20 protein-coding genes are annotated in these 21805 nt (G+C 69.8%); 8 read left to right on the plus strand and 12 right to left on the minus strand.

Annotated features, from left to right (window positions below):
• Window position 1: 1 nt before the first annotated feature.
• From Q9R47_RS00580 to Q9R47_RS00600, 5 genes are all read right to left on the minus strand, one after another.
• Window positions 2-856: an enoyl-CoA hydratase family protein gene (locus tag Q9R47_RS00580; RefSeq protein WP_311231320.1), complete on the minus strand. Its 855-nt coding sequence runs from the start codon at window positions 854-856 to the stop codon at window positions 2-4.
• Window positions 853-1497 carry a MarR family transcriptional regulator gene (locus tag Q9R47_RS00585; RefSeq protein ID WP_311231321.1) on the minus strand — a complete coding sequence of 215 codons (645 nt, stop codon included), beginning with the start codon at window positions 1495-1497 and terminating at the stop codon, window positions 853-855. The genes Q9R47_RS00580 and Q9R47_RS00585 overlap by 4 nt, the downstream gene beginning before the upstream one ends.
• Window positions 1494-2282: an SDR family NAD(P)-dependent oxidoreductase gene (locus Q9R47_RS00590; RefSeq protein ID WP_311231322.1), complete on the minus strand. Its 789-nt coding sequence runs from the start codon at window positions 2280-2282 to the stop codon at window positions 1494-1496. Before Q9R47_RS00590 ends, Q9R47_RS00585 begins: the two co-directional genes overlap by 4 nt.
• A gap of 4 nt (window positions 2283-2286) precedes the next feature.
• The gene (locus Q9R47_RS00595; protein WP_311231323.1) at window positions 2287-4626 is read right to left on the minus strand and encodes a bifunctional salicylyl-CoA 5-hydroxylase/oxidoreductase; all 2340 of its coding nucleotides are present in this window, start codon (window positions 4624-4626) and stop codon (window positions 2287-2289) included.
• A gap of 158 nt (window positions 4627-4784) precedes the next feature.
• A complete protein-coding gene (locus Q9R47_RS00600; RefSeq protein WP_311231324.1) occupies window positions 4785-5933 on the minus strand; it encodes a hypothetical protein in 1149 nt (382 codons plus the stop codon).
• A gap of 604 nt (window positions 5934-6537) precedes the next feature.
• Between Q9R47_RS00600 and Q9R47_RS00605 the strand changes: the two genes are divergently transcribed.
• The 4 genes from Q9R47_RS00605 (at window position 6538) to Q9R47_RS00620 (ending at window position 10367) form a co-directional block, all read left to right on the plus strand.
• Entirely contained in the window at window positions 6538-7347 is an 810-nt protein-coding gene (locus tag Q9R47_RS00605; protein WP_311231325.1) for an alpha/beta hydrolase, read from the plus strand.
• Window positions 7348-7349: 2 nt separating this feature from the next.
• Entirely contained in the window at window positions 7350-8909 is a 1560-nt protein-coding gene (locus tag Q9R47_RS00610; RefSeq protein WP_311231326.1) for an ATP-binding protein, read from the plus strand.
• A 175-nt stretch (window positions 8910-9084) separates the two neighbouring features.
• Entirely contained in the window at window positions 9085-9960 is an 876-nt protein-coding gene (locus Q9R47_RS00615) for a DUF6402 family protein (protein ID WP_311231327.1), read from the plus strand.
• The gene (locus tag Q9R47_RS00620) at window positions 9960-10367 is read left to right on the plus strand and encodes a hypothetical protein (protein ID WP_311231328.1); all 408 of its coding nucleotides are present in this window, start codon (window positions 9960-9962) and stop codon (window positions 10365-10367) included. Before Q9R47_RS00615 ends, Q9R47_RS00620 begins: the two co-directional genes overlap by 1 nt.
• 4 nt (window positions 10368-10371) lie before the next feature.
• On the opposite strand, the gene rng is transcribed toward Q9R47_RS00620, so the two are convergent.
• The 7 genes from rng to Q9R47_RS00655 form a co-directional block, all read right to left on the minus strand.
• Complete coding sequence (gene rng, locus Q9R47_RS00625) at window positions 10372-11859, minus strand: ribonuclease G (protein ID WP_311231329.1); 1488 nt, start codon at window positions 11857-11859, stop codon at window positions 10372-10374.
• 125 nt (window positions 11860-11984) lie between these two features.
• Window positions 11985-12587, minus strand: a complete 603-nt coding sequence (locus Q9R47_RS00630) for a Maf family protein (RefSeq protein WP_311231539.1) — start codon at window positions 12585-12587, stop codon at window positions 11985-11987.
• Window positions 12588-12716: 129 nt separating this feature from the next.
• Window positions 12717-13184, minus strand: coding sequence for a 23S rRNA (pseudouridine(1915)-N(3))-methyltransferase RlmH (rlmH, locus tag Q9R47_RS00635; RefSeq protein ID WP_311231330.1), 468 nt, complete (start codon window positions 13182-13184; stop codon window positions 12717-12719).
• A gap of 80 nt (window positions 13185-13264) precedes the next feature.
• Entirely contained in the window at window positions 13265-14101 is an 837-nt protein-coding gene (gene rsfS / locus Q9R47_RS00640; protein ID WP_311231331.1) for a ribosome silencing factor, read from the minus strand.
• A 194-nt stretch (window positions 14102-14295) separates the two neighbouring features.
• Entirely contained in the window at window positions 14296-15267 is a 972-nt protein-coding gene (gene hemF, locus Q9R47_RS00645; RefSeq protein ID WP_311231332.1) for an oxygen-dependent coproporphyrinogen oxidase, read from the minus strand.
• Window positions 15267-16547, minus strand: coding sequence for a phosphoribosylamine--glycine ligase (gene purD / locus Q9R47_RS00650; RefSeq protein ID WP_311231333.1), 1281 nt, complete (start codon window positions 16545-16547; stop codon window positions 15267-15269). The genes hemF and purD overlap by 1 nt, the downstream gene beginning before the upstream one ends.
• Before the next feature lie 22 nt (window positions 16548-16569).
• Window positions 16570-17289, minus strand: coding sequence for a YebC/PmpR family DNA-binding transcriptional regulator (locus tag Q9R47_RS00655; RefSeq protein WP_019703071.1), 720 nt, complete (start codon window positions 17287-17289; stop codon window positions 16570-16572).
• A 74-nt stretch (window positions 17290-17363) separates the two neighbouring features.
• On the opposite strand from Q9R47_RS00655, the gene Q9R47_RS00660 reads away from it, so the two are divergent.
• The 4 genes from Q9R47_RS00660 (at window position 17364) to Q9R47_RS00675 (ending at window position 21777) form a co-directional block, all read left to right on the plus strand.
• The gene (locus Q9R47_RS00660) at window positions 17364-18887 is read left to right on the plus strand and encodes a helicase HerA-like domain-containing protein (protein WP_311231334.1); all 1524 of its coding nucleotides are present in this window, start codon (window positions 17364-17366) and stop codon (window positions 18885-18887) included.
• Between the two features lie 155 nt (window positions 18888-19042).
• Window positions 19043-19744, plus strand: a complete 702-nt coding sequence (locus Q9R47_RS00665) for a glutathione binding-like protein (protein WP_311231540.1) — start codon at window positions 19043-19045, stop codon at window positions 19742-19744.
• 87 nt (window positions 19745-19831) lie between these two features.
• The gene (locus Q9R47_RS00670) at window positions 19832-20683 is read left to right on the plus strand and encodes an enoyl-CoA hydratase-related protein (protein WP_311231335.1); all 852 of its coding nucleotides are present in this window, start codon (window positions 19832-19834) and stop codon (window positions 20681-20683) included.
• Between the two features lie 119 nt (window positions 20684-20802).
• Window positions 20803-21777 carry a threo-3-hydroxy-L-aspartate ammonia-lyase gene (locus Q9R47_RS00675; protein ID WP_311231336.1) on the plus strand — a complete coding sequence of 325 codons (975 nt, stop codon included), beginning with the start codon at window positions 20803-20805 and terminating at the stop codon, window positions 21775-21777.
• The last annotated feature ends 28 nt before the right edge of the window (window positions 21778-21805 follow it).

Below are 21805 nucleotides of genomic sequence, written 5' to 3' on the forward strand. Positions count from 1 at the left end.
GTCAGTTCCCCTCGAAACGCGGCTTCTGCCTGGCGACGAACGCATGGTAGGCACGCGAGAAATCCTCCGTCAGCATGCAGATCGCCTGCGCCTGCGCCTCGGCTTCGATGGCCTGCTCGATGGTCATGGCCCACTCCTGGTGCAGCATGGTCTTGGTGATGCCGTTGGCGAAGGCCGGCCCCTCGGCCAGCTGCGTGGCGAGCGCCTGCGCCTCGGGCAGCAGTGCGTCGGATGCGCAGAGGCGGTTGAAGAAGCCCCAGCGCTCGCCTTCCTCTCCGCCCAGGCTGCGCCCGGTGTAGAGCAGCTCGCTCGCGCGGCCCTGGCCGACGATGCGCGGCAGCATCGCGCACGCGCCCATGTCGCAGCCCGCCAGCCCCACGCGGTTGAAGAGGAAGGCCGTCTTGCTGCGCGCCGTGCCCAGGCGCAGGTCGGAGGCCATCGCCATGATCGCGCCCGCGCCGGCGCACACGCCGTCCACCGCCGCCACGATCGGCTGCGGGCAGGTGCGCATGGCCTTGACCAGCTCGCCCGTCATGCGGGTGAACATCAGCAGCTCGGGCGCCTTCAGGGCGACCAGCGGGCCGATGATCTCGTGCACGTCGCCGCCCGAGCAGAAGTTGCCGCCCGCGCCCACCAGCACCACCGCCCGCACGTCGTCGGCCAGCCGCAGGCCGTGGAACAGGTCGCGCAGTTCGGCGTAGCTGTCGAAGGTGAGCGGGTTCTTGCGCCCGGGGCGGTTCAGCGTGATCGTGGCCACGCCGGCCTGCACGTCCCACAGGAAGTGCTCGGCCCGGTAGCCGGCGAGCGGACGGCGGTTGCCGGCGACGAGCCGGGAATCGATGCGGGATTCGGTCATGAAAGGGGTTTCCTGCTGCGTTTCGGAATGGGTTTCGTGGCATCGCCGGCGGGCGCGCCGGACGCTGCGGACAGGGAGGACCCGCCGGCGATCTGGCGCTGCACCAGATGCACCCGCAGGTCGCCGAGGTGTTGGTAGAGCGCGTCCTTGGTGGCCGCGGGCAGGCCCTCGAACAGCCCGCCGAGCCAGCGCTCGTGCTCGCCCGCCATGGCGGCGAAATCCTCGCGGCCCTGGTCCGTCAGGCGCACGCGCCAGGAACGGCGGTCTTCCGGGTCTTCCGTGCGCTCCACCAACCCCTCCTTCACGAGCTGGTCCGTCAGGCCCGTGACGTTGCCGCCGGTGACCATCAGGAAGCGCGAGAGCACGTTCATGCGCAGCCCGTCCGGATGGCGGTCCAGCTGGGCGAGATAGTCGAAGCGCGGCAGCGTGGTGTCGAAGCGGGCACGCAGCCACTGCCGGATCTGCTGCTCGATCTGGGTGCTGCAGGCGAGCAGGCGCAGCCAGATCTTGACGTCGAGGTGGTCGCCGGCCTGGGCGCGGGCCTCCAGGCCGATATGCTCTTCGCCCAGGGCCTGGACGAGGCGGAAACTCTGCTGGCGGGTGGTCGCGGCGGGGTTCGCCTTTTTCGCCCGCGCGCTCACATGACCTCCCCGCCGCTCACCGACACGGACTGCCCGTTCACGGACCGCGCCGCCTCGGTACACAGCCAGGCCACCGCATCGGCGACCTCGTCGGGCGCCACCAGGCGGCCCTGCGGATTGGCGCGCACGAAGCCCTCGCGCGCCGCCTCGGCGCTGCGGCCGGTCTTGGCGACGATGCGGTCGATGCTCTCGCGCACGATGTCGGTATCGGTGTAGCCCGGGCACACGGCATTCACCGTGACGCCCTTCGCCGCCAGTTCGAGCGCCAGCGCGCGCGTGAGGCCGATCACGCCGTGCTTGGCCGCGCAGTAGGCGGCCACGTAGGCATAGCCCACCTGCCCCGCCGTGCTGGCCACGTTCACGATGCGGCCCCAGCCCGCCTCCAGCATGCCCGGCAGCGCCACCTGCGTGCAGACCATCGTTCCGGTCAGGTTCACGTCCAGCATGCGCTGCCAGAGCTGCGCGTCCGTCTTGAGGAACGGCGCGCTCTCCGCCTGGCCGGCATTGTTCACCAGCACCTGCACCGGGCCGAAGCGTTCCCGGGCAGCGGCGAAGGCACGCGCCACCTGGTGCGCATCGGCCACGTCGGCGGCCACGCCGTGCAGGTGCCCGGCATCGGTGGCGGCGAAGGCATGTGCGGCTTGTTCACTGCGGCCCAGCACCGTGACGTGCAGGCCGTCGGCCACGAGCCGGCGGGCGATGGCGGCACCGATGCCGCGCGTGCCGCCGGTGACCACGGCGTGCCCCGGAGAGCGGGACGGTAAATAAGAAGGCGACTGCTCCATCGCTTCAGCCCTTTCCACCCGTGGACGCCGCCAGGGACTTCTCGCGCTCGAAATGCGCTTCCAGCTGCTGCTTGCCGGAGCGGTACTGCCGCGGCCACTCCACCGCGGTATAGCCAATGCGCGCGGCTTCGGTCAGCGTCCAGGCGGGGTTGGCGAGGTGCGGCCGCGCCACGGCGCACAGATCGGCGCGGCCGGCGGCCAGGATGCTGTTGGCATGATCGGCCTCGCTGATCGCACCGACGGCGATGGTGGCGATGCCCGCCTCCTGCCGGATGCGGTCGGCGAACGGCGTCTGGAACATGCGGCCATAGACCGGCTTCTCGCGCTTGCTCACCTGGCCCGAGGAACAATCGATCATGTCCGCGCCCGCCGCCTTGAACGCGCGGGCGATCTCCACCGCATCCTGCGGCGTAGTGCCCCCCTCCACCCAGTCGTGGGCGGAGATGCGCACCGACAGCGGCTTGTCCTGCGGCCAGGCGGCACGCACCGCCGCGAACACCTCCAGCGGATAGCGCAGGCGGTTCTGCAGCGGGCCGCCGTAGTCGTCATTGCGCTGGTTGGTGAGCGGCGAGAGAAAGCTCGACAGCAGGTAGCCGTGCGCGCAGTGCAGCTCCAGCCAATCCGCACCCGCAGCATGGGCGGCGCGCGCGGCCTGGACGAACTGATCGCGCACCGCATCCATGTCGTCGCGCGTCATCGCACGCGCCTGCTGGCTCACGCCTTCCAGGTACTGCTGCGGCGAGGCGGACAGGATCGGCCAGTTGCCTTCCGGCAGCGGCTGGTCGATGCCCTCCCAGGCCCGGCGCGTGGACGCCTTCGCTCCCGCATGCCCGATCTGGATGCCGAACTTCGCATCGCTGTGCGCATGGATCCAGTCGGCGATGCGCCGGAAGGCCGCCGTGTGCTCGGGCCGGTAGAGGCCCGGGCAACCCGGGGTGATGCGGCCCTCGGCGCTCACGCAGGCCATCTCTGCGAACACGAGGCCGGCGCCGCCCAGTGCGCGCGCGCCCAGGTGCACCAGGTGGTAGTCGCCCACCAGGCCGTCTTCGGCCGAATACTGCGCCATCGGCGAGACCACGATGCGGTTCTTGAGCGCCACGCCGCGCACGGTGAACGGCGTGAACATCGGCGGCGGCGGGCGATGGCCCTCAGGCACCTCGACGCCCGCACGCCGCGCGAACCAGCGCTCGTAGCCTTCGAGCCAGCCCGCGTCGCGCAGCCGCAGGTTCTCGTGGCTGATGCGCTGGCTGCGGGTGAGCATCGAATACATGAACTGCTCGGGCTCCAGCTGGTCGCAGTAGCGGTCGCCGCACACCTCGAACCACTCCATCGCGTTCCAGGCCGCGTTCTGGATGCGCAGCGTCTCCACCCGGCGCGCTTCCTGGTAGGCCGCCAGCACCGCGGGAATGTCTTCCGTGCCACCGCCGATCCGCTGGAACTGGCGCGCGAGTTCGATCGCATCCTCGATCGCGAGCTTGGTGCCCGAGCCGATCGCGAAATGCGCCGTGTGCACCGCATCGCCCATCAGCACCACATGGCTGCCGCAGCGGTTGCGCAGCCACCACTGCCCGCACACCACGCGCTGGAAATTGAGCCACGCGGAGCCGCGCAGGTGCCGCGCGTTGCTCATCAGGGGCGCGCCCTCCAGCGTATCGGCGAACACCCTCTCGCAGAAAGCGATGGACTCCTCCTGGCTGGCCTGGTCCAGCCCGTGGGCCTTCCACACGGCCTCGGGGCATTCGACGATGAAGGTCGTGGTGCGGTCGTCGAACTTGTAGATGTGCGCCTGGAACCAGCCGTGCCCGGTGCGCTGGAAGTCGAAAGTGAAGGCGTCGAACAGCTTGTGCGTGCCCAGCCAGATGTAGCGGTTGGGCCGCGTGACGATGTCGGGCTGGAACACGTCCACATGGCGGCCGCGGATGCGCGAGTTGACGCCGTCGCTCGCGATGACGAGGTCGGCATCGGGATAGTCCTCGTCCGAGGTGGCATCGGTTTCGAACACGAGCCGCACGCCCAGGCGCTCGCAGCGCGCCTGCAGGATGTTGAGCAGCTTCTTGCGCCCGATGCCCACGAATCCGTGCCCGCCCGAACGGATCGTGCGGCCCTTGAAGCGCAGTTCGATGTCGTCCCAGTGGTTGAAGGCCTCCTGGATCTCGTCGGCCGTCTCGCGGTCCCAGGTGCGCATGTGGTCCATGGTGGCGTCGGAGAACACCACGCCCCAGCCGAAGGTGTCGTAGGGCTTGTTGCGCTCCACCACGGTGACGTCATGGGCGGGGTTCTGCTGCTTCATGAGCAGCGCGAAATACAGGCCCGCCGGGCCGCCGCCGATGCAAACGATCTTCATGCGCTGGTCTCCAGGGCCGTCGGGCCTCGGAGACAACTTTAGGAATAGATGATTTAGATGTCAACTAATTAGCATCCAATCTTTCTCCGGGAAAACACGCAGGCGGCGCACCGCGGAGCGCTGTGCGGAGAGGGTGGCAGAGGCCAGGCGGCGCGGAGTCAGGATCGCCGTCCGGCCTCGATGTCCGGCAGGGGCTGCGCGCCAAAGCGGTGCCGCGCCCAGGCCATGAGATCGCAGGACGTGCGCCGCAGGCCTTCGCGGACCGTGCGGGCCACGTAGGCGCCGCCCCCGGCGACGCAGGGAACCCCCAACTCGATGGTGCCGGACATCAATGCCATGAGCAGCACCGATGACGCCCGCTTGGCCGACAGCATGCCGGCGTCTGCACGGTCGGCAGGCATGCCGGCGGGTGTGCCGGCACGGTCGATGGTCGCGCCGGCGGCGAACAGCTCGGCGACGAAGCATCCCACCGTGGCCACCACCGCCACCGGCACAGGAGAGGTCACGAGCGATGCCGCGCCTTCCAGCGCGGCGGGGCCGATCCCCCGGAGCGATTTCCTCCAGGGCCGGCGCATCCGGTCTATCACGTCGCCCAGGTCACTGCGCAGCAGCATGCGCGCGTCGTAGGGAACCGCCTGCGAGAGCGTGTGCACGCCGCGCGCCCCAGCGGCCAGCATGCCTCCGAAGCCGTCGAGCAGCGAGGCGTCGATGCGGTCCGCCCACACACGGTTCACGCTGTGGTCGCCCCGGCCTTCGATGGCGGCCTGCACCAGAGGCTCCGCCACACGGGGCAGGTTCTTGGCGACGCTGAATCCGACCGACAGGCCGACGTTCCTGATGCGCTCGGCATGCATGTGGGGGCGCAGCACGCCGGGCAACCGTTCCAGCCCCGAGACACCGTTGTAGAAGCGCGGAGCGATCACGGCGTTGCCCACCGCCTTCACCAGCATATCGAGCGCGCCGATGCCCAGCCCGGCCAGCAGCCCCAGCCGCGCGGGGTCGCGCAGCAGATCCGCGGGCATGAGGGAGAGCAGCTTCTCGTTGGCGGCCGTGATCCCCGCCATGTACCCTGCCCCGTTGCTGAAGCCCAGGCCCGCGAAGCCCAGCAGCGCATCGTGGCGCCATGCGTCCGACAGAAACCGCTGCAGTTTCTCCGGCGTGTCGATGCCCTTGTCGAGAAGCACCTGCGCATTGCGGCGCAGCTGTCGTACCACGGCCGCATCGCGCGCCTGCGTAGGCTCCAGCAGGGCGCGGACCATGTCCTGGGCACTGTGCAGCACGGGCAGCGCGTGTGCCGGCAGCGGCACGGACCTCCGGTATGCGCGCCCATCCGCAGCCCCGGGCGCCGCCTCCGCAAGGACGCTGGAGCAGCCCATGGGGGTCGCCTCGGCCGACGGCCTGCGGGCCCGGAAGGCATCGGCAGCGGCGGCAGCATCCGGCGGCGGACCCGGGGACGGTGCCGGCGCCTGCGGCGAGGGAAAGGAGCACGACCGGCGCAGCGGGCCCAGGGGTCCGGTGTCGGGGGCCGGCCGGGAGCTGCGCGGCCCACGGGACACCTCCCCGGCGGCCACGGCACGGGGCGCCGCCCCGGGCACTGGTGCGGTGGTGGCGGAGGGCACGGACGTCGGGCGCGGGGAGGAGGGATGCATGGCGCGCAGCAGTGGGGATGGCGTTGGCGAAGGAAGAGGAAGCCGGGCTCGCGGCCCGGGGGAGGCATCCCCGGCTGCCCCAATCTACGGACCACCGGGTCCGCAAGGCACGCGGCGGGCGAAGGCGGGCATGCCGGAGCGAATCGCCGCCCGTGTTCCCCCGCGCGGACCCCGGCCATAGCCGCGCATGCCGCACGGCGGATCACCCATAATCACTGCGGTCGAGCGCGTCTGCTGCGCGCGCGCATCACCAGGAGTTCCCATGTCGGTCTCGGTCGGGCGAAGAAACAATGTGAAGATCCGGGGCAGCGGCCCCACCAGCCTCGTGTTCGCCCATGGATTCGGTTGCGACCAGAACATGTGGCGCCTGCTCGCGCCGGAATACGCCTCGCGGTTCCAGGTCGTCACCTTCGACATGGTCGGCAGCGGCCTGTCCGACCTCCAGGCCTACGATCCCGACAAATACGGCACGCTCGCGGGATACGCCAGCGACGTGCTGGAGGTCATCGACGCGTTCGCCCCGGGCCCGGTGATCTTCGTCGGGCATTCGGTGAGCGCGATGATCGGCATGCTGGCGGGCCTGCACGCGCCCGGCAGGATCGCGGGCCACGTGATGATCGGGCCCTCGCCCTGCTACATCAACGAAGGCGACTACGTCGGCGGCTTCACCCGCGAGGACGTCGATTCGCTGCTGGACACGCTCGAATCCAACTACCTGGGCTGGGCCAGCAACATGGCGCCCGTCATCATGGGCGCACCCGAACGCCCGGAACTGGCCGAGGAGCTGAACCAGAGCTTCTGCCGCACCGACCCGGACATCGCCCGCGACTTCGCGCGCGCCACCTTCCTCTCGGACAACCGGGCCGATCTGCCGAAGCTGCAGGAACCCGTGCTGATCATCCAGTCCACCGAGGATTTCATCGCCCCGCTGTCGGTGGGCGAATACATGCACCGCCACCTGCCGCGCAGCACCCTGCGCCTGGTCGACAACGTGGGGCACTGCCCGCACCTGAGCGCACCCAGCGCGAGCAGCGCCACGATGGACGAATTCTTCGCGGCGATCGGGTACTAGCCGTGTCGGCCCAACCCCGGCCGGCGCTGCCCGGCACCGAGGCGCTGTTCGACCAGATGCCCTGCGGCCTGCTGGTGACCAGCACCACCGGGCTCATCCTGCGCGCGAACCAGACCCTGTGCCGCTGGACCGGCCTGCCGGCCGAGGAGCTGGTGGGCCACAAGAAGCTGCAGGAGCTGTTCAACGTGGGCGGGCGCATGTTCCACCAGACCCACTGGCAGCCGATGCTGGAGATGCAGGGCTCCATCTCCGAGGTCAAGCTGGACATGCGCCGCAGGGACGGCGGCACCTTCCCCGTGTTGCTCAACGCGAACCGCCGCGTCACGCCGCAAGGCACCTACGACGAGGTCGCCGTCATGGTGGCCGAAGAGCGCAACAAGTACGAGCGCGAACTGCTGGCCGCCCGCAAGCGCGCGGATGAAATGGTGGCCAAGGAGCGCCAGGCCCAGCAGGCCCTGCAGGCCTCGCAGTCGCGGCTGCGGCAGGCCATGCAGTCGGGCGCCATCCATGTCTGGGACCTGGACCCGGCCACCGGCCGGCGGCGTTTCGGCGCGGACGTGGCCACCCTGCTCGGCCTCGACCCGGGGCGCCCCGTGGGCGAAGAGGAGTTCGTGGCCCACCTCGTGCCCGAGGACCGCGCGGCCGACCGCGCCGCACTCGACCATGCCTTGAGGAGCGGCGAGCCCTACCAGTTCAAACACCGCCTCGTGGACGCGGCGGGCCAGCGCCGCGTGCTCGTGTCATCGGGCCAGGGCTTCCGCGCCGAGGACGGCTCGCTGATGGAGTTCGTGGGCATCTTCAGCGACGTGACCGAAGCGGAGCACGGCCGCGCGCTCGCGGAAGACCGCGCCGTGTTCGCGGAGCAGATGGTGGGCATCGTCAGCCACGACCTGCGCAACCCGCTCGCCACCATCCTGCTCGCCACCGAAAAGCTCACCCGCCAGGCCGCCGATCCGGCGGATGCGTCGCGGCGCATGCTGGGCAACATCACCCGCGCCGGCCAGCGCGCCCGCCGCCTGATCGCCGACCTGCTGGATTTCACCGTCGTGCGCCTCGGCTCCGGGCTGAAGGTCTCGCGCCAGCCGGTGGACCTGCACCAGCTGGCCGCCCGGATCGTCGAGGAACTGGCCGAGGCCTTCCCCGGCCGCACCATCGAACACGCACCCCGCGGCGGCGGAGCGGCCAGCGCCGACCCGGACCGCATCGCCCAGCTCGTGGGCAATCTGGTGGGCAACGCCATGGCCTACGGCACGCCGGGCACCCCCGTCACCGTGGCGTCGTCGGTGGATGCGTCGGGCATCGCGCGGCTGGCCGTGCACAACTGCGGGGAGCCGATTCCCTCCCACACCCTCGGCCGCCTGTTCGAGCCCATGGTGCGCGGCGTGGAGGACGGCGACAGCTCGGCCCGCAGCGTCGGCCTGGGGCTGTTCATCGTGCGTGCGATCGCGCAGGCGCACGGCGGGCAGGTGCAGGTGCGCTCCTGCAGCGCGGAGGGGACCGAGTTCGCGTTCTCGTTTCCGGCGCAGGTGGGTGAAGCTGTGGCCGACGCGCACCGGGCCTGAGCCTCCGAGCGGACAGTTCCTACTCGGTTATCTCGATAGCCGACACTCCTCATAAAAATGAGGAACCAGCTCGACAGTTGCGCTTGGTAACCATGCGGCAGTCCAGTCTTGTCGCGTTGGAGACTTTTGCCTCCAGAATCCGTCCCTAACAAAAACACCAGAGGGATGGGGCTGCATGAACGATATCGTCCGTGTCGATAAGGAGCGCCTGCGTGCGCATTTGGAAGCCAAGCTGCCGCCGAAGGTGAGGCGGTTTCGTCTCGATGACATTCGAGGCGTGATGCGCTCGCGTTTGGGGTGGCCGGTGGCGGCGAAGTTGATGGAGCGGTGGTTCAGCGGCACGGCATTCGAGTTGCCGAATGCCATCAAAAGTGGTCAACGCCGTCTGGTGGATTTGGATCCCGCGCAATTGGATGAAGGCACGGTCACTATGCAATGGGCATTGGGCTTTGCTCGTGTTCAGGCTGCAATGTCTCGTCTGCAGAACCAGTGGAACAGCGTTGCCGGACTTGAGCAGTTGCAAAGAAAGGTCACACGGCAGATGGCGGGACGGAATCGGCCCTGGCGTTTTGGCGATCTGGCACAGTCTGCCAAGGTTCTGGACCACGACTGCCAAGTGAACTTCCTGAATGTCGGTCGATTCGGCGACCCTATGGACGACTTCTGCGGCGCCATGGGCGAAGCCTCGCTCAAGATCGCGGTATCAGGCTTGGTGGCACCGCAGGGGCCAAGCAAGGTGTCCATAGCGATCGACGAACTAGCCTTCTACCTACGCGACTCTTACGACTTCAACGACGACTCTTTCCTATCGCAGCCATTGGGCTTCTGGGGGCGCGGTGGCGTGGAGCGCTTTCTACCATCCCCCTTGGCCATCCCTCTTACCGAACAATGGATGCATGCCGATGCCGCAGAGGCAAACCGCCAGAACTATCTGGTACAGAACCAGCATTTCAGGCAGTGGCGCTCTCTGTATGGCATGGGCGGAGACTTTATGGTCGTCTCCGATGTACACCGCGTGCGCCTTGCCTTTCCGATCGAGTTGGAGTGGTGATGAAGATTTCCAACCTCAAGAACGTGCCCTGTATCGTCTGGTGCCTGGGCCTGAATATGGTGTTCCTGGCCATATGGGCGTTGGCGACGCCGACCTTCCTTGATGCCGAGAACAGCCCGCATCGGGTGTACCGCCTGGAATTTCACCAGGCATCCCTGCTGCAGCGCATCGCCCACCCAAGCTTCAAGATGCCTTACGTGGTCCGGCTCTACCGCATCGAGCCCAAGACATTGCTGGGCCAAAGCGACGTGGTCGACCTCTGGATGAATGGCGATATCGAATGGCAACTCGACCCGCCCGTGCAAGCCAGCAAGGTCTATGTGGGCAGAGACGTCGTCTTTAAAGACATTCCGCCGGAATGCATAAACGCAGCCCAGATTCCCAGTTGCCCCAACGCCAAGCCCTGAACCTTCACAGCAGCACGATGTCGTACTGCTCCTGCCCCAGCCCCCCCTCCGCCTGCAGCGAGATCGGCTTGCCGATGAAATCCGACAGCCCCGCCAGGTGCTGGCTCTCCTCGTCCAGGAACAGCTCCACCACCTTCGCCGAGGCCACCACCCGGAACTCGCGCGGATTGAACTGCCGGGCCTCGCGCAGGATCTCCCGCAGGATGTCGTAGCAAACACTGCGCGCCGTCTTGATCTGCCCGGAGCCCTGGCAATGCACGCACGGCTCGCAGAGCATGTGGGCGAGCGACTCCCGGGTGCGCTTGCGCGTCATCTCGACGAGGCCGAGCTGCGAGAACCCGCCGGTCATGGTCTTGACGCGGTCGCGCGCGAGCTGCTTTCTGAACTCCGACAGCACGGCGTGCTGGTGGTCCTCGCGCGCCATGTCGATGAAGTCGGCGATGATGATGCCGCCCAGGTTGCGCAGCCGCAGCTGGCGGGCGATGGCCTGGGCAGCTTCCAGGTTCGTCTTGAAGATCGTGTCGTCGAAGTTGCGCGCGCCGACGTAGCCGCCGGTGTTCACGTCGATGGTGGTGAGCGCCTCGGTCTGGTCCACGATCAGGTAGCCGCCGGATTTGAGGTCCACGCGCCGGCCGAGCGCACGCGCGATTTCCTCGTCGATGCCGTAGAGGTCGAAGATCGGCCGCTCGCCCTTGTAGAGCTGCAGCTTGGGCACGGCGGCCGGGGTGAATTCGCGGCCGAAGGCCTGCAGCAGCGCGAACTGCTCGCGGGAGTCGATGCGGATGCTGGCGGTCTCGTCGCCGACCAGGTCGCGCAGCACGCGCTGCAGCAGGTTCAGGTCCTGGTGCAAGAGCGAGGCCGGCGGCTGCCGCAGCGAGGCATCCTTGATGCGCCCCCAGGTCTTGCGCAGGTAGGCGATGTCCTCGGCCAGTTCCGCGTCGGAGGAATCCTCGCCGTTGGTGCGCAGGATGAAGCCTCCGCCGCCGCCCGTGGCCTTGTCGCCCACCAGCGCCTGCAGGCGCGCGCGCAGCGCGTCGCGCTCGGCGGCCGGGATCTTCTGCGAAACGCCGACGTGGTCGTCCTGCGGCAGGAACACCAGCAGCCGGCCCGCGATGCTGATCTGCGTGGAAAGGCGCGCCCCCTTGGTGCCGATCGGGTCCTTGATGACTTGCACCATCAGCGACTGGCCCTCGAACACCTGCTTCTCGATCGGCACCGGCGGCTCGCCCTTGCGCGCGAACATCGGCGCCTCGCCGCCCTCCTGCCGGTGCCACACGTCGGCCACGTGCAGGAAGGCCGCGCGCTCCAGGCCGATGTCGATGAATGCCGACTGCATGCCCGGCAGCACGCGCGAGACCTTGCCCAGATAGACGTTGCCCACCAGTCCCTGCTCCAGCGTGCGCTCCACGTGCAGTTCCTGCACGGCGCCGTGCTCGACGACGGCGACGCGGGTTTCCTGGGGGGACCAATTGATGAGGATGTCTTGTTGCATGGCGGGCGGCGCGGATCGCGATGGGCGGGACGGGGCGGGAGGGAGGAAGGAGGCTCGGGAAGCGATGATGCCTCAACGGCCCGGCCGGCGCCGGGCACCCGCCGGGTATCCCGGTCCCGGCTCCGTCAGTCCGGCAGCCCGGCCTCGCGCAGCAGCAGCGCCGTCTCGTGCAGCGGCAGGCCCATGATGCCGGTGTAGCTGCCGGAAATGCGGGCCACGTAGCGCGCCGCCGGCCCCTGGATGCCGTAGGCGCCGGCCTTGCCGAGCGGGTCGCCGCTGGCGGCGTAGGCGGCGATCTGCGCCCCGGTCATCGCGGCGAACACCACCTGCGACACCGACAGCACCGCATGGCGCGCGCCGCCCGGCACCTGCACGGCCACGGCGGTGAGCACGCGGTGGCTGCGGCCGGAGAGCCGCGCGAGCATCTCCCGCGCATGGGCCGCGTCGTCGGGCTTGCCGAGGATCTCGCGCCCCAGGGCCACGGTGGTGTCGGAGCACAGGATCGGCGCGGGCGCCAGGCCGCGCCGCGCATGCCGCGCCACGGCCGCATCCAGCTTGAGGCCCGTCACGCGCTGCACGTAGCGCGCAGGCGCCTCACCGGGCCGGGGCACTTCGATCGCCTCGGCATCCTCGGCGACGGCATCGCCATCGGCGTTGGGCAGCAGCAGCACGTGGCGCACGCCGATCTGGTCGAGCAGCTGACGGCGGCGCGGGCTCTGCGACGCCAGATAGACGAACGGAAGCGACGCGGACGACCCGGAAGGCGAAGAAGAAGGAGCGGGGGAGGAAGGGGATGGATTCGGGTTCACGGCGGCAGGATAGCGGATGCCGGGGCAGCCGCCGCGCGCGCCGCGTCCCTACTCGCGGTGGTAGGGATGGCCGGCGTTCACCGACCAGGCGCGGTACAGCTGCTCGATCAGCAGCACCCGCACCATCGCATGCGGCAGCGTGAGGTCGGACAGGCGGATGCGCTCGTGCGCGGCCTGGCGGAATGCCGGATCGAGACCGTCCGGGCCGCCGATGACCAGCGCCACGTCGTCGCCGCCCAGTTGCCAGTCCTTGAGGCGGACGGCCAGGGCCTTGGTGGTGAGCGGGGTGCCGCGCTCGTCGAGCGCCACGATGCGCGTGCCGCGCGGAATGGCGGCCTCGATGCGCTCGCGCTCGGCGGCGTAGAGCGTCTCCAGCGTCTTGGAGCCGCGCGGCTCGGTCTTGACGGCCTTGAGTTCGACCTTCAGTTCCGGCGGGAACCGCTTGGCATAGTCGTCGTAGGCGGTCTGCGCCCAGTCGGGCACGCGCTGGCCCACGGCCACGATGAGGAGTTTCATTGGTCAGTGATCCGCGGGCGTTCCGCCGGCACCCGGTGCATGCCCGGGGCCTTCGGCGGATCGCCCGCCTGCCGGCCCACTCAGCCGGCCTTCTTGCGGGCCGGGGCCTTCTTGGCGGCCGCGGCCTTGCGCGGTGCGGCAGGGCGGGCCGACGGCGCCTTCTTCGCGGCGGCGGACTTGGCCGCGGGCTTGCGGGCCGCCGGCTTCACCACCACGGTCTTTACCTTCGGTGCGGCGGACTTGGCTGCGGGCGACTTGCCGGCTGCGGTCTTGGCCGCCCCGGCCTTGCCCGCGGTCTTCGCGGGGGCCTTGGCCTTGGACGGGGTCTTGGTTGCAGCCGCCTTCACGGGCGCGGCCTTGCCGGCGGATTTCTTCGCGGGCGCGGGTGCGGCAGCCGCCGCTGCGGTGGCCGCCTTGCTGCGGCCCGGCTTGCGTGCCGGCACTTCCGCTTCGGCGGCCGCGGCCTTCTTGCGCGGCGCGGCCTTCTTCTTGGCGGACGCGGCATCGCCGGTTTCGGCGGCCTTCACGGGCTTGGCGGCGCCGAGCTTCAGTCGCACCGGCGTCTCGCCCCAGATCTCTTCGAGGCGGTAGTACTGGCGGATGGCCGGTTGCATGATGTGGGCCACGGCGGCGCCGCAGTCCACGATGATCCATTCGCCGTTGTCCTCGCCCTCGGTGCGCGGCTTGGGGAAGCCCGCTTCGCGCACGGCATCGCGCACGCTGGCGGCCAGCGCCTTGGTCTGCCGGTTGGAGGTGCCCGACGCCACGATCACCCGCTCGAAGAGCGGCGACAGCTTCTCGGTGTTGAACACCTGGATGTCTTGCGCCTTGACGTCTTCCAGGCCATCGACGATGGCGCGCTGGAGCTTGGTGACGTCTTTCTTGGCGGCGGATTCCGAACGGGTGGAGGTGGTCATCAGGGACGGGAAGAAATGGGGGGTGAGGGGCAATATAGCGCGCAACCCGCGCGGGGGCCAATGGCGCGGCGCGCGGACGCGAGGGGCCGCGCGCCGTGGATCGGCGCCATCGGGGCCGGTCGACATGGGGCGACGGAGCCGGACAGCTATTGAAATTATAGCTTTCCGGTCCGCGCGGTCCGTCGCGGCCGGGTTCAGAGCCAGTCGCGCCGCACCAGGAAGCGCCGCGTCAGCTCGCCTTCGGGCGTGCCGGGCGGGTCCTGCCGCTGGTAGGCCCAGCCCGCCAGCGGCGGCATCGAGAGCAGGATCGACTCGGTGCGCCCGCCGGACTGCAGCCCGAAATGCGTGCCGCGGTCCCAGACGAGGTTGAACTCGACGTAGCGGCCGCGCCGGTAGCACTGGAACGAGCGCTCGCGGTCGCCGAAGTAGATGTGCTGGCGCCGCTGCACGATCGGCAGATAGGCCCCCAGGAAGGCGTCGCCCACCGACTGCATCATCGCGAGGCTGCGCTCGAAGCCGAGCTCGGAGAAGTCGTCGAAGAAGATGCCGCCGATGCCGCGCTGCTCGTCGCGGTGCTTGAGGTAGAAGTACTCGTCGCACCAGCGCTTGAAGCGCAGGTAGAGGCCTTCGCCGAACGGATAGACCGCGTCGCGGCAGCTGCGGTGGAAGTGCACCGCGTCTTCCTCGAAGCCGTAGCAGGGCGTGAGGTCCATGCCGCCGCCGAACCAGCACACGGGCGGCTGCCCGTCGCGCGCGGCGGCGATCATGCGCACGTTCATGTGCACCGTGGGCACGTAGGGGTTCTGCGGGTGGAACACCAGCGACACGCCCATGGCCTCGAACGGCGCGCCGGCCAGCTCGGGCCGGTGCTGCGTGGCCGAGGGCGGCAGCGAGGCGCCGCGCACGTGCGAGAAGCCGCAGCCCGCGCGCTCGAACACGCGGCCGGCCTCCAGGATGCGCGTGACGCCGTCGCCCTGCAGCGGCTCGCCCGGGCCCTTGCTCCAGGCATCCGTGAGGAAGCGCGCGCCGCCCTGCCCCTCGACGCTCTCGATCGCGTTGGTGATGCGCGACTGCAGGTCCAGCAGGTAGGCGCGCACGCGGTCGACCGCATCGGCCGGCGGTGCGGGCACGCCCGCGGCGCGGCCCGGTCCCGGTGCCGTCGCCATCAGCTCTTCACCGCCCGGTGGCCGATGTCGCGCCGGTACTGCGCGCCGTCGAAGTGGACGCCGCGCGCCACGTCGTAGGCACGCTGCTGCGCCAGCTTCACGCTGTCGGCCAGCACCGTCACGCAGAGCACGCGCCCGCCCGTCGTGCGCACCACGCCGTCCTGCAGCTCGGTGCCCGCATGGAACACCACCGCATCGTCGGCATCGGCCGGCAGGCCGGTGATGGCATCGCCCTTGCGCGGGCTCTCGGGGTAGCCGTGGGCGGCCATGACCACGCCCAGCGCGGGGCGGCGGTCCCACTGCAGCTCGACCTGGTCGAGCTTGCCGTCCACGCCCGCGGCCAGCACGTCCACCAGGTCGCTCTTGAGGCGCATCAGGATCGGCTGGGTCTCGGGATCGCCCATCCGGCAGTTGAACTCCAGCGTCTTCGGATGGCCCTTGGCGTCGATCATCAGGCCGGCGTACAGGAAGCCGGTGTACGGAATGCCGTCCTTCTCCATGCCGCGGATGGTCGGCAGGATGATCTCGCGCATGGCGCGCGCATGCACGTCGGCCGTGACCACCGGCGCGGGGGAATACGCGCCCATGCCGCCCGTGTTGGGGCCCTGGTCGCCGTCCTTCAGGCGCTTGTGGTCCTGGCTGGTGGCCAGCGCGGCGACGTTCTTGCCGTCGCACAGCACGATGAAGCTCGCCTCCTCGCCTTCGAGGAACTGCTCGATCACCACGCGCGCGCCACCTTCGTTGTGGCTCACGCCGTACTTGTTGTCGACGAGCATGAAGTCCACCGCGTCGTGGGCCTCCTGCGCGGTCATCGCCACGACCACGCCCTTGCCGGCGGCCAGGCCGTCGGCCTTGACCACGATCGGCGCGCCCAGGCGGTCGATGAAGGCATGGGCCTGGGCCGGATCGGTGAAGGTGTCGTAGTCGGCCGTGGGGATGCCGTGGCGGCGCATGAACGCCTTGGAGAACGCCTTGGAGCTCTCCAGCTGCGCGGCGGCCTTCGTGGGGCCGAAGATGCGCATGCCGTGCGCGCGGAATTCGTCCACCACGCCGGCGGCCAGCGGCGCCTCGGGGCCGACCACGGAGAGCTGGATCTTCTGCTCCTGCGCCCAGGCGCGCAGCGCGCGCACGTCGGTCAGGGGCACGTTTTCGAGCTTGGGGTTGAGGGCCGTGCCGCCGTTGCCGGGCGCCACGTAGACCTTGGTGACCTTGGGAGACTGCGCGAGCTTCCAGGCCATTGCGTGTTCACGGCCGCCGCCTCCGATGACAAGAACTTTCATGGGGTGTCCGGGTGCCTCTCGGTCAGAGCGCGGCGTTGTGGTAGACCTCCTGCACGTCGTCGAGATCCTCGATCACGTCCAGGAGCTTCTGCATGCGTTCGGCGTCTTCGCCGGCCAGGTCGATGGTGACGTCCGGGCGCATGGTCACGTCGGCCGCGTCGGGCACGAGGCCCGCGGCTTCGAGCGCGTTCTTCACCGCCTCGAAATCGCCCGGCGCCGTGAGCACCTCGATGGCGCCGTCCTCGTCGGTCACCACGTCTTCCGCGCCGGCCTCCAGCGCGACTTCCATCACCTTGTCCTCGCTCGTGCCCGGCGCGAAGATGAGCTGGCCCACGTGCTTGAACTGGAAGGCCACCGAGCCTTCCGTGCCCATGTTGCCGCCGTACTTGCTGAACGCATGGCGCACTTCGGCCACGGTGCGCACGCGGTTGTCGGTCATCGTGTCCACGATGATGGCCGCGCCGCCGATGCCGTAGCCCTCGTAGCGGATTTCCTCGTAGGTCAGGCCTTCGGCATTGCCGGTGGCCTTGTCGATGTTGTACTTGATGCGGTCGGCCGGCATGTTCGCGGCCTTGGCCTTGTCGATGGCCAGCCGCAGGCGCGGGTTGGCCGAGACGTCGCCCCCGCCGGCGCGCGCGGCGACGGTGATTTCGCGAATGATCCGGGTCCAGATCTTGCCGCGCTTCTCATCCTGCCGCCCCTTGCGGTGCTGGATATTGGCCCATTTGCTGTGTCCTGCCACAGGGAGTCCTTGCTGTTGTGTCTATCGATTAATCTACCGGTCGGAAGCGATTTTACTTTTGACTCCCCACCGCCATGGCCGAACCGATCCTGATTGCGAAGCGCGACACCACCGAATGCCATCTGCTGCCCGCGCTGGCCAACCGCCACGGGCTCGTCACGGGGGCCACGGGCACCGGCAAGACGGTCACCCTGCAGACCCTGGCGGAGGGCTTTTCCCGCATCGGCGTGCCGGTGTTCATGGCCGACGTGAAAGGCGACCTGACCGGCATCAGCCAGCCCGGCCGCATCGGCGGGAAGATGGCGGCCACCCTGGCCGAGCGCGGCCTGCCCCTGCCGGAGCCGATGGCCTGCCCCACCACGCTCTGGGACGTGTTCGGCGAGCAGGGCCACCCGGTGCGCGCCACGATCTCCGACATGGGCCCGCTGCTGCTCGGCCGCATGCTGGGCCTGAACGAGACGCAGCTGGGCGTGCTCAACATCGTCTTCAAGATCGCCGACGACAGCGGCCTGCTGCTGCTCGACCTGAAGGACCTGCGCGCCATGCTCGCCCACGTGGGCGAGCATGCGAAGGAGCTCACCACCGAGTACGGCAACATCAGCGCCGCCAGCGTGGGCGCCATCCAGCGCGGGCTGCTGCAGATCGAGGCCCAGGGCGGCGACCGGTTCTTCGGCGAGCCGATGCTGGACATCAACGATCTGATGCAGACCGTGGATGGCCGAGGCGTGGTGAACATCCTCGCCGCAGACAAGCTGATGCAGTCGCCGCGCCTCTACGCCACCTTCCTGCTCTGGATGCTGTCCGAACTCTTCGAGCAGCTGCCCGAGATCGGCGACCCGGACCAGCCGAAGCTGGTGTTCTTCTTCGACGAGGCCCACCTGCTGTTCAACGAGGCGCCCAAGGTGCTGGTCGAGCGCATCGAGCTGGTGGTGCGGCTGGTGCGCTCCAAGGGCGTGGGCGTGTACTTCGTCACCCAGAACCCGCTCGACATTCCCGACAGCGTGCTGGCCCAGCTCGGCAACCGCGTGCAGCACGCGCTGCGCGCCTTCACGCCGCGCGACCAGAAGGCCGTGAAGGCCACGGCCACCACGATGCGCCCGCAGCCCGGGCTGGACATCGAGGCCGCCATCACCGAGCTGGCGGTAGGCGAGGCCCTGGTGAGCTTGCTCGACGCCAAGGGCCGCCCCGGCGTGACCGAGCGCGTCTTCGTGCTGCCGCCGGCCAGCCAGATCGGCCCGATCACCCCGCAGCAGCGGCAGGCGCTGATGGCGCAGTCGCTCGTGGCCGGCGTGTACGAGAAGGCCGTGGACCGTGAATCGGCCTACGAGAAGCTGCGCGGGCGGGCGGACAGCGCGGCGGCCCCTGCACCCGGCGCGGCCCCCGCCGGCACCGCGGGCCCGGCGGGCGCCGACGGCGGCGGCGGCCTGCTCGGCGGGCTGAACGACGTGCTGTTCGGCTCCACGGGCCCGCGCGGCGGCAGGAAGGACGGGCTGGTGCAGACGATGGCCCGCTCGGCCGTGCGCACCATGGGCACCTCGCTCGGCAAGGAGATCCTGCGCGGCGTGCTCGGCAGCGTGTTCGGCGGCCGCAAGCGCTGACCCTCTCCGGCCGGCCCGCAGCCGCTGCGGGGTTTTCGCGGCGGCCCAGTGCGGGGCGCGGCAGCGCCCGCTACATTGGCCCGTCGCCCCGCGGGGCGCACGGCCCGCCCGGGCACGCTCCGCCCATGTCCCACCCCTGCCTGGAGTCTTTCCGGATGATCGACCTGCACTACTGGACCACCCCCAACGGCCACAAGATCACGATGTTCCTCGAAGAGGCCGGCCTGCCCTACCGCGTGCTGCCCGTGAACATCGGCCGCGGCGAGCAGTTCCAGCCCGAATTCCTGCGCATCGCGCCCAACAACCGCATTCCCGCCATCCTCGACCACGACCCGGCCGGCGGCGGCGAGCCGGTGCCCGTGTTCGAGTCCGGCGCCATCCTGCTCTACCTGGCGGACAAGAGCGGCCGGTTCATCCCGCAGGACCTGCGCGGCCGCACGGAAGCCCTCCAGTGGCTGTTCTGGCAGATGGGCGGCCTCGGGCCCATGGCCGGGCAGAACCACCACTTCACGCAGTACGCTCCGGAGCCGGTGCCCTACGCCATCGAGCGCTACGTGAAGGAAACCGCCCGCCTCTACGGCGTGCTCGACAAGCACCTGGCGGACGGCCGCGAATACATCGCCGGCAGCTACTCGATCGCCGACATGGCCTGCTACCCCTGGATCGTGCCGCACGAGCGGCAGCGCCAGGACCTGAAGGATTTCCCGCACCTTGCGCGCTGGTTCGCGCGCATCGCCGAGCGCCCCGCCACCGTGCGCGCCTACGACGTGGCGAAGTCGATCAACACCGCACCCACGGTCGACGAGGACGCGAAGAAGATCCTGTTCGGGCAGGACGCGGGCACGGTGCGCCGCTGACAGGGCCCACCGCGCCGGCGGATGCGGCGCGGCGCGCGTCGCGCAGGTGACGGCCGGCGCCGCGGCATCGCGCCTAGAGTGCGCCGCATGACCGACACCGCCGCCCTCACCTGCTTCCGCCTGACCGTCTCGGACCACGTCGCGCACCTGGTGCTCGACCGACCGGAGGCGCTCAACACCATGCACCCCACCTTCTGGCGCGAGCTGGATGCGGTGCTCGCGCGGCTGCACCGCGCGGGCGATGCGCGCGCGCTGGTCATCAGCAGCACCGGCCGGCATTTCTCGGCCGGCATGTCGCTGGAGACCTTCGGCGGCGCCGTCGCGATGGACGACCAGAGCCCCGAAGGCCGGGCCGCCATCTTCGACCTGCTCACCGACATGCAGGCCACCTTCACGCGCATCGAATCGCTGCGCATTCCGGTGATCGCCGCCATCCATGGCGGCTGCATCGGCGGCGCGGTGGACATGGTGACCGCCGCCTGCATCCGCTACGCAAGCGAGGACGCGTTCTTCTGCATCCAGGAGATCAACATCGGCATGGTGGCCGACGTGGGCACGCTGCAGCGCCTGCCCAAGCTGATCCCGCTGGGCATCGTCAAGGAACTGGCCTACACCGGCCGCCGCCTGCCCGCTTCCCGTGCCCTGGCCTGCGGGCTGGTGAACGAAGTGTTCTCCACCCAGGAGGCGATGCTGGAGGCCGCCCTGGCCTGCGCGCGCGAGATCGCCGCCAAGCCGCCCGTCGCGGTCTGGGGCACCAAGCAGGCGGTGCACTATGCGCGCGACCATTCGGTGGACGACAGCCTGCGCCAGATGGGCTGGCTGCAGGGCGCGGTGTGGAGCAACCGCCACGTCGGCGAGGCCGTGGGCGCGATGCGCGAGCGGCGCGCGGGCGACTTCCCCGCTCTGGCGCCGGTGCAGCGCTTCAGCGAACTGGGCTGAGGGCCCGGCGGGCGCGTCAGGGGCCCGCGCGCAAAGATGGCCTGGCCGGGTCTATGATGCGGCAACCCTTTTTCCGGCCACGGCCCACCGGAGGCCGCACACGCTTCGCGAGGACGCCCATGGAACCGCACCGCCCCGCCCTGCCCACCTACGACGACGTCGCCGCCGCGGCCCGGCGCCTGGCGGGCATCGCCCACCGTACGCCCGTGCTGCGCTCCAGCACTGCCGACGAGGCGCTGGGCGCGCAGCTCTTCTTCAAGTGCGAGAACCTCCAGCGCATGGGGGCGTTCAAGTTCCGCGGCGCCTACAACGCCCTGGTGCAGCTGGACGCCGCGCAGCGCGGGCGCGGCGTGCTGGCCTTCTCGTCCGGCAACCATGCGCAGGCGATCGCGCTCTCGGCCCGCCTGCTCGACATGCCCGCCGTGATCGTCATGCCCGAAGACGCGCCCGCCTCCAAGATGGCGGCCACGCGCGAATACGGCGCCCAGGTGGTCACCTACGACCGCTTCCGCGAAGACCGCGAGGCCATCAGCCGGCGCCTGGCCGAAGAGCGCGGCATGGTGCTGGTGCCGCCGTTCGACCATCCGCATGTCATCGCCGGCCAGGGCACGGTGGCGCAGGAGCTGCTGGAGGATGTGCCCCAGCTCGATTACCTGTTCGTGTGCCTGGGCGGCGGCGGGCTGCTCTCGGGCTGCCTGCTTGCGGCCGGGCATCTCGCGCCCGGGTGCAAGGTGATCGGCGTGGAGCCCGAGGCCGGCAACGACGTGCAGCAGTCGCTGCGCGCCGGGCACATCGTGCGCATCGAGACGCCCCGCACCATCGCCGACGGCGCGCAGACGCAGGCGCCGGGCGAGATCACCTTCCCGATCATCCAGCGGCTGGTGCACGAAGTCGTCACCGTGTCCGACGCCCAGCTCGCCCAGGCGCTGCGGTTCTTCGCCGAGCGCATGAAGATGGTGGTGGAGCCCACCGGGGCGCTGGCGCTGGCCGGCGCGCACCACGGCGGCATCGACCTGCGCGGTGCGCGCGTGGGCATCGTGGTGAGCGGCGGCAACGTCGATCTGCCGCGGTATGCGCGGTTTCTGGCAGACTGACCGGTTGTCTCCCTTTTCTCTCCCTTTC

It is taken from the genome of Acidovorax sp. PRC11, from assembly GCF_031844105.1.
In the GTDB taxonomy this organism is placed as follows: domain Bacteria; phylum Pseudomonadota; class Gammaproteobacteria; order Burkholderiales; family Burkholderiaceae_C; genus Paracidovorax.